Source organism: Gorillibacterium massiliense, assembly GCF_000455485.1.
Lineage (GTDB): Bacteria > Bacillota > Bacilli > Paenibacillales > NBRC-103111 > Gorillibacterium > Gorillibacterium massiliense.
This window is the reverse complement of sequence record NZ_CBQR020000078.1, coordinates 50,067-58,179: the sequence shown is the minus strand read 5'-3', so window position 1 is coordinate 58,179 and position 8,113 is coordinate 50,067. Positions and strand designations below refer to the sequence as shown.

5 protein-coding genes and 1 pseudogene are annotated in these 8,113 nt (G+C 54.0%); 5 read left to right on the top strand and 1 reads right to left on the bottom strand.

Going from position 1 to position 8,113, the window contains the following annotated elements; genetic code table 11:
- A partial coding sequence (locus tag TJ79_RS09380) for an AAA family ATPase (protein WP_040950041.1) occupies positions 1-641 on the top strand: 641 nt, incomplete at its 5' end.
- 637 nt (positions 642-1,278) lie between these two features.
- Here TJ79_RS09380 and fabF read toward each other — a convergent pair.
- Positions 1,279-2,517 carry a beta-ketoacyl-ACP synthase II gene (gene fabF / locus TJ79_RS09375; RefSeq protein WP_040950040.1) on the bottom strand — a complete coding sequence of 413 codons (1,239 nt, stop codon included), beginning with the start codon at positions 2,515-2,517 and terminating at the stop codon, positions 1,279-1,281.
- A gap of 136 nt (positions 2,518-2,653) precedes the next feature.
- On the opposite strand from fabF, the gene TJ79_RS09370 reads away from it, so the two are divergent.
- The 4 genes and pseudogenes from TJ79_RS09370 to TJ79_RS09360 all read left to right on the top strand — a co-directional run bounded on the left by TJ79_RS09370 (position 2,654) and on the right by TJ79_RS09360 (position 8,085).
- The gene (locus tag TJ79_RS09370; RefSeq protein WP_040950039.1) at positions 2,654-3,496 is read left to right on the top strand and encodes a helix-turn-helix transcriptional regulator; all 843 of its coding nucleotides are present in this window, start codon (positions 2,654-2,656) and stop codon (positions 3,494-3,496) included.
- A gap of 374 nt (positions 3,497-3,870) precedes the next feature.
- Positions 3,871-6,768: pseudogene (locus TJ79_RS09365) on the top strand (X2-like carbohydrate binding domain-containing protein); the annotation flags it as partial.
- Positions 6,769-7,503, top strand: a complete 735-nt coding sequence (locus TJ79_RS28735) for a X2-like carbohydrate binding domain-containing protein (RefSeq protein ID WP_474995146.1) — start codon at positions 6,769-6,771, stop codon at positions 7,501-7,503.
- A gap of 126 nt (positions 7,504-7,629) precedes the next feature.
- Positions 7,630-8,085, top strand: coding sequence for a GNAT family N-acetyltransferase (locus TJ79_RS09360; RefSeq protein ID WP_040950046.1), 456 nt, complete (start codon positions 7,630-7,632; stop codon positions 8,083-8,085).
- Positions 8,086-8,113: the final 28 nt, after the last annotated feature.

The window sequence follows — 8,113 nt, the reverse complement described above, 5'->3', positions numbered from 1 at the left end:
CACCGGACGGCACGGTGCGGATCACGGTGGAGGCGGCGGAAGAGTCCGTCCGCCGTCCCACCGTGAAGGCGGACCCGTCGACGCAGTACGACGTGCTGTCCGCCTTCCACAAAAGCGTCCGCGGCTCCAGCGACGCGGCGCTGTTTTGGTTTGTCTATGCCGTGGAGAAGCTCGGCATGGACCCGATGACCTTCCTGCGGCGTCTCATCGTCGCCTGCAGCGAGGACATCGGCCTGGCCAATCCCCAGGCGATGATCCAAGCGGTAACGGCCATGGATGCCTATCACAAGATCGGCTGGCCGGAAGCGAAATACAACATCGCCCAAGCGATTTTGTTCGCCGTGGAGAGTCCCAAATCCAACTCCATCCCGGAAGCTCTGTTCCGCATCGAAGGAGCCTTCGAGCGCGTGGGCACCGCGGAGGTTCCGCTGCATTTGCGGGATGCCCACTACAAGGGCGCGGTCAAGCTGGGGCACAAGGGCTACCAGTACCCCCACGACTTCCCCGGCCACTACGTCGAGCAGCAGTATCTGCCCGACCCCTTGCAGGGGAACGTCTTCTTCCGCGCCAGCAGCCAGGGCACCGAAGACAAAATGCGCCAAAACCAGGAGCGCCGCCGCGGCGAAGGGGATGTGAAGTAAGCGCAGGGTGCTCGCGGGCGGTACCGGCTGCCCGTGATCAGATAATCGCGGACTTCTGGCGACCCGCTTGGCAGTTGCAGAGAACCCGCGAGCTACCAACTCTCTTGTTGTCATCGTCTTAAAGTTGGATGCTGAACCCAGCCATCGATCCGGTAGCCTAAAGCGGTCAGGAACGTTTCCCGGTTCAGCTCGTTGCAAAAAGCTCATCCTGTCCATATCTCGGACATGGGAAGCAAACCCTTTTATTTCGATGATCAGCCTCACTTGAACCGGCAGCCAGGCGAAATCGGCATAATACGGGCGTCCTCTCCAGTCCAACACTTCGTACTCCGGATGGAGATGGTCAAAATTTTTTCGCAGCACCCACCATATTTTCCGCAAAAACATGACCTCCGCATGACCATGGCCGCGCTCTAATCGACCCCGCCGCTCTCCCGATCTTTTCCCCAGATGATGTTCCACTAACAATCGATGCGCTTCTTCAAAGCTCATTGTTATCCATTCTCCTCTCTCCAATAAAAAAACGCTCCAATAAAAAAAACGCCCCTTTCACCCGCATGAGTGATTGGGACGTTCTTCGTCTTGTTTTCATAGTAAAACATCACCAGAAAGGCAGCAAGTGTTTCTAGCTAACTCCCTACCCTCGAAATGCCTTAAACACAACCACGGCGTTATGGCCGCCGAAGCCGAAGGAGTTGGATAGGCCGATGGTCAAGTCGGCTTGGCGGGCTTCGTTCGGCACGTAGTCCAGATCGCAATCGGGATCGGCATGCTCTTGGTTGACGGTGGGGGGAACGATGCCTTGTTCCAGACTCTTGACCATAGCGATGGCGGCAACTGCGCTGGATGCGCCGAGCAAATGCCCGGTCATGGATTTGTTGGCGGTGACGGGAATGCGATAGGCGTAGTCGCCGAAAAGCCGCTTGATCGCCATCGTCTCTGTTTTATCGCCTAGCAAAGTGCCGGTCGCGTGTGCGCTGATGACGTCGACAGAATCAAGCGAGATCCTTGCCTCGTCGAGGGCAAGCTTAATCGCCCGGTAGGCGCCGTCCCCTTCCGGGTGAGTCGCAACCATGTGGTAGGCGTCTGACGTAGCTCCGTATCCGATGACCTCTCCATAGATGCGGGCATTCCGCCGCATGGCGTGGGAGAGGGACTCCAATACGAGAATGCCAGCGCCTTCCGCCATGACAAAACCGTCCCGGTCAGCATCAAAAGGCCGGCTTGCCCGAGACGGCTCCTCATTCCGGGAGGAGAGCGCAGTGGCGTTGCCGAAGCTGGCGAGGGAAATTTCTGTAACGGCCGCTTCTGCGCCTCCGGCAATGACGGCATCGACATAGCCGTGGCGTATAGCGCGAAATGCCTCGCCAATGGCCGTGTTGCCGATGGAACATGCGGTAACAGGCGACAGAGTGGGGCCGAGGGCGCTATATTTTATGCTGATCAAAGCCGCTGCCATATTAGTGATCATCATGGGTACGAGGGTCGGGCTCACTCTTTCGGGTCCTCGTTCCTGCAGGATCCCATCCTGTTCGAGCAAGGTTCCGATGCCGCCAACGCCGGAGCCGACGAACACGCCGAGCCGTTCCCGATTCATCTCATCAAGGGGAAGACCGGAATCGTTCAAGGCTTGCTCAGCGGCCGCCAAAGCGAACTGACAAAACCGATCCATACGCCTTGCTTCTTTCCGGCCAAAAAGAGCTTCCGCATCAAAATCCCGAACTAAGCCCGCTATTTTGGATTTGAACCGGGTGGTGTCAAAGGTATCGATGTGTGTGATTCCCGATTCACCGGCCTTCAAGTGAGACCAAAAGGATTCCACCGTATTCCCCAATGGCGTGATGACGCCCATCCCCGTTATTACGACTCTTTCCATGAAATGAAACCTCCTTCTTGCCTGAGTATTTCGCGATTTATCCCTATCCTGCCACTTGATTTATCCTATTACAAGTTATGGTTTATAATAGGATAATGAGTACTACGATAACAGGTTGGATAAGGAGAATCCGCCAATGGACCGGGAAGCGAGGCTGCAAGCCTTATCGTTATTTTTAAAATCAAAACGGGCCAAACTGCTGCCCGATGAAGTCGGTTTGATCCCGGGCAGCCGCAGAAGGACACCGGGCTTGCGCAGAGAAGAAGTCGCCCAACTGGCCGGTGTCAGCACAACCTGGTACACATGGCTGGAGCAGGGGAGAGACATCCGCATGTCCGCGTCGGTATTGGATTGCGTAGCTACGGCTTTGCGCCTTACCCTCGACGAGCGAAACTATTTGCATGCCCTGGCCATGGACTCGGCTCCTTCCGCTAATGCCCGGGAGGAAACATTGCCGCCTGTCATCAGCCCGTCCCTAACTAAAATTTTGACGGAGCTGAAGGCTTGTCCGACTCTCATCACAGACCGGAGATATGATATTGTCGCTTGGAATGAAGCGGCCTCCTATGTGTTTCTGGATTTCGAAACAATACCGGTCGATCAGCGCAATATGATTCGTCTCCTGTTTACGCGAAAAGAACTCCAGCGCCTCGCCGTCAACTGGGAACAATTTGTCAGCGGGTTTCTTGCGAGCTTTCGCGCCTCCTACGGTCAATATGTAGAAGACGATTGGTACGAGGACTTTTTGCAGGAAATGAAGGGAGTTCACCCGGAGTTTGAACGGTTGTGGCAGATGAGCGAGGTGAAATCGGCGCCTGAGGTGTTGATTGAATTTCGCCATGCAAAAGCGGGGAAAATGCTTTTCCAGCTCACCTCCCTCGTCGTCCAAGGTTCTTCCGATCTGCGCGTCAGCATCTATACGCCCGCTCCCGATACGACAACAGAAAGCAAGCTGCGAAAACGAATGGAGCGGCTGTAAATCAGGTGTAAAGACGCCTCGTTTCACCAAGGTGAACGAGGCATTTTTAGGTTTGCACAGGGAGCGAACAGCAGGTACTGCTTTCGTGCCGCCACGCTGCTTCCGTTTCTTTTATAACATTGCCGTTTTTGCCTAAGGAATATCCTGAAATATCCAATTTAGAGGGGATTTTCACATGAAAAATTAGAGTATGGAAAATATTGGACAAGAGCTATACTTGTAAGCGCATACAAGTCAATGACATAATGCACAAACGAATTCACTTGAACGGCGGTGATTGCCCCTCAGACACCAATGCAGCCTATACCTGGTAAAGCGATGTTCGACGCAGCAGCCTCTTTATCTGGAATAAACCAAAACGAGGAGGTTTCATGATGATCGGCAAGCGAATGAAAAGAGTGTTTTGTGCTTTAGTAGGCTTCTTTATTCTTGTAAGTGCTTACACAACCTACACACCGTCTATTGCCCACGCTGCTCCAAGCGTGGCTTATAACTGGAACAATGTCAACACCGGCGCAGGCGGCGGCTTCATTCCGGGGATTATTTTCAATACGGCGCAAAAAGATTTGATCTATGCCCGCACCGATATCGGCGGCGTCTACCGCTGGAATTCTACCACTAGCAGTTGGAAACAACTGCTCGATTTTGTCGGCTGGACCGATTGGAGCAAGTACGGGGTGGATGCCCTGGCCACCGACCCGGTTGATCCGAACCGCGTCTATATCGCAGCCGGCACCTACACCAACGATTGGGACCCCAATAACGGATATATTGGGCGTTCCACCGACAAGGGCGACACTTGGCAATGGACTCAGTTGCCCTTCAAGGTCGGTGGCAATATGCCCGGACGCTCCATGGGCGAACGGCTGGCGATCGATCCGAACAAGAACAGCGTCCTCTTTTTCGGAGCGCGGAGCGGTAATGGCCTGTGGAAAAGCACGGACTACGGCGTTACCTGGAGCAAAGTCACCAGCTTCCCGAACCCCGGTACGTATGTGCAGGATCCCTCCAACAGCTATCAAAGCGATATCATGGGGCTGGCCTGGATTACCTTCGATCCAACTAGCAGCACTTCCGGGACTGCAACAAAGACGATTTACGTTGGTGTAGCAGACAAAGCGAACAGCATCTACCGCAGCACCGATGGCGGAGCGACTTGGGCGGCTGTCGCCGGTCAACCGACAGGCTATTTGCCCCATCACGGTGTACTCGCCTCCACCGGCAACCTGTTTATTACCTACAGCGACGGCATCGGCCCGTACGACGGCACCAAGGGTCAAGTATGGAAATATAACACGTCTACAGGAGTTTGGACGGATATCAGCCCCGTGGCGAGCAGCAGCAGCGATAACTATTACGGATACGGCGGTTTGGCCATCGATGCCCAGCATCCGAATACGCTCATGGTCGCTGCGTTGAATTCGTGGTGGCCGGATACGATCATTTTCCGGAGTACGGACGGCGGTACCACCTGGACAAGAATCTGGGATTGGAACGGGTATCCGAACCGTTCTTACCGCTATACGCAGGATATATCGGCGGCGCCGTGGCTTGATTTCGCCACCAATCCGCAATTGCCGGAAATTACGCCGAAGCTCGGCTGGATGGTCGGGGATCTGGAAATCGACCCCTTCAATTCCGACCGTATGATGTACGGAACGGGAGCGACGCTTTACAGCACGAACAATTTGACCGCTTGGGATTCGGGTGGCAAGATCAATATCTCCGTCATGGCAAAAGGAATTGAAGAAGAAGCGGTCATGGATTTGGTCAGCCCGCCCAGCGGAGCGCCATTGGTCAGCGCCGTAGGCGACGTGTCCGGTTTCCGGCATGCGGATGTGACCGTCGTTCCCAGCAAAATGCTGACCAATCCCACCAGCACATCGAGCATCGATTTTGCTGAGCTGAATCCGACGTTTATGGCCAAGGTCGGGTACAACGACTATAAGGCCTATCCCAATGGGAAATCCGTTGCCCTTTCCTATGATGGCGGAAGTAACTGGTATAATCCCAGCGGCGAGCCGTCCGGAACGAAAGGCGGCGGCATGATCGCCGTGGCAGCAGACGGCAGCTCCTTATTGTGGAGTACTTCGGATGTAGGTGTGTTCTATTCCACCAGCGGCAACTCCTGGACAGCCAGCACCGGCGTTCCTGCAGGAGCGAAAATCGCTGCAGACCGCGTTAACAAGACCAAATTCTATGCCTCCTCGGCCGGAAAATTCTATGTGAGCACCAATGCCGGCGCATCCTTTACCCAGACCGCTGCAACTGGACTTCCCACCGACGGGGCTTTGAACTTCAAAGCCATGCCGGGCGTGGAAGGGGATATCTGGCTGGCGGGAGGGAGTACGACAAGCGGCATTTATGGCCTGTGGCATTCGACTAACTCCGGGGCGTCGTTTACGAAGCTCTCCAACGTGCAGGAAGCGGATGTGGTCGGCTTCGGCAAAGCTGCACCCGGAAATACCTACATGGCGCTGTATACATCGGCCAAGATCGATAATGTTAGAGGCTTTTACCGTTCCGACGACGCAGGTGCAAGTTGGGTCCGGATTAACGACGACTTGCATCAATACGGCTCCACCAACAGTGCGATTACCGGTGATCCCAAACTGTACGGGCGAGTCTATGTCGGAACGAACGGACGCGGCATCATTTACGGTGACCCGGCGGGTACTACGACGAATAATTCCACCATCACGCCGACAACGGCCACTTTCGACAAGAAAACGGCTAACCAGGCGAACATCGCCGTAACCATGACGCTGAACGGCAACACCCTCAGCGGCATTAAGAACGGAACAGCTTCGCTTGTCTCCGGAACCGACTACACCGTGTCCAGCACGACGGTGACGATCAACAAGAGCTACTTGGCTACATTAGCTGTGGGTACAGTTAATCTGACTTTTGACTTCAGCGCCGGTACCGACCCCGTTCTGGCCGTAACCGTTGTCGATACGACAACGACAACAAGCAATTCCACCATTACGCCGACAACGGCTACCTTCGACAAAAATACCGCTAACCAGGCTAATATTGCCGTAACCATGACGCTGAACGGCAACACCCTCAGCGGCATTAAGAACGGAACAGCTTCGCTTGTCTCCGGAACCGATTACACCTTATCTGGCACAACGGTGACGATCAATAAGAGCTACTTGGCTACTTTGGCCGTGGGCACAGTCAACCTGACGTTTGACTTTAGCGCCGGTACCGATCCTGCTCTGGCTGTGACCGTTGTCGATACGACAACGACAACAAGCAATTCCACCATCACGCCGACGACGGCCACCTTTGATAAGAAAACGGCCAATCAGGCGAACATCGCCGTGACGATGACGCTGAACGGCAACACCCTCAGCGGCATCAAGAACGGAACGGCGTCGCTTGTCTCCGGAACCGATTACACCGTGTCCGGCACGACGGTGACGATCAACAAGAGCTACTTGGCTACACTGGCGGTGGGTACAGTGAATCTGACTTTCGACTTCAGCGCCGGTACCGACCCCGTTCTGGCCGTAACCGTTGTCGATACGACAACGACAACCACCGGCTCTATCAAAGTTCAGATGTACAACGGCAATACGACCGCTTCCATCAATACGTTGAATCCCCGGTATAAGCTCACCAATACGGGGACAACGGCCATCTCCCTGGCTGATGTCAAGCTGCGCTATTATTACACCGTAGACCCGGGAATCACGACGCAAAATTTCTGGTGCGACTGGTCAACCATCGGGAGCTCTAATGTGACCGGGACGTTCGTGAGCATGCCGACTGCGAAAACCGGTGCTGACTATTATGTCGAGATCGGGTTTACAAGCGCGGCGGGCTCATTGGCGGCGGGAGCAAGCATTGAGATTCAAACACGGATCAACAAGACCGACTGGAGCAACTACACCCAAACGGGCGATTATTCCTTTAACTCCGCTTCAACGGCCTACACCGATTGGAGCAAGGTGCCTGGGTACGTATCCGGTGCGCTTCAATGGGGCATTGAACCTTAATTAAGGTAAAGAAACAGCCTGGAACCTTTCATGGTTCCGGGCTGTTTTTCTTTTGAGAAACTTATGACAGATAATCTCCCATGATATATACTGGAAAAAAACAAGAGAAATAGTGGAGTGATTAATGTGGATATCAAAGTGGATGATCTGTCAGGACCGGAAGTGACTGCGCTTATTGCCGAACATTTAAAAGGTATGTTTGAAACCACGCCGCCGGAAAGCGTACATGCACTCAATTTGGATGGGTTGAAAAAACCGGATATTACCTTCTGGAGTGCGTGGGAACAAGGCGATTTGGTCGGCTGCGGCGCGCTAAAGGAATTGGATAAGGAGAATGGCGAGTTGAAGTCCATGCGGACGGCATCCGCACACCTGCGCAAGGGGGTTGCTGGATATATGCTCGCTCATATCATCGGGGAAGCCAAACTGCGCGGTTATCGGCGGTTAAGTTTGGAAACAGGCTCCACCGAAGATTTTAAACCCGCGGTAAGTCTATATGAAAAGTACGGCTTCCAATATTGCGGGCCATTTGCGGATTATACCGATGACCCCTACAGTCTATATATGACGATGGAATTATAGGAGTTTTACTCTTTCTCCGCGAAAAAAA

Bases quoted from the DNA above. Each gene is read 5' to 3' on its own strand.
- fabF (WP_040950040.1), bottom strand. From the start codon at position 2,517: ATGGAAAGAGTCGTAATAACGGGGATGGGCGTCATCACGCCATTGGGG.
- TJ79_RS09370 (WP_040950039.1), top strand. From the start codon at position 2,654: ATGGACCGGGAAGCGAGGCTGCAAGCCTTATCGTTATTTTTAAAATCA.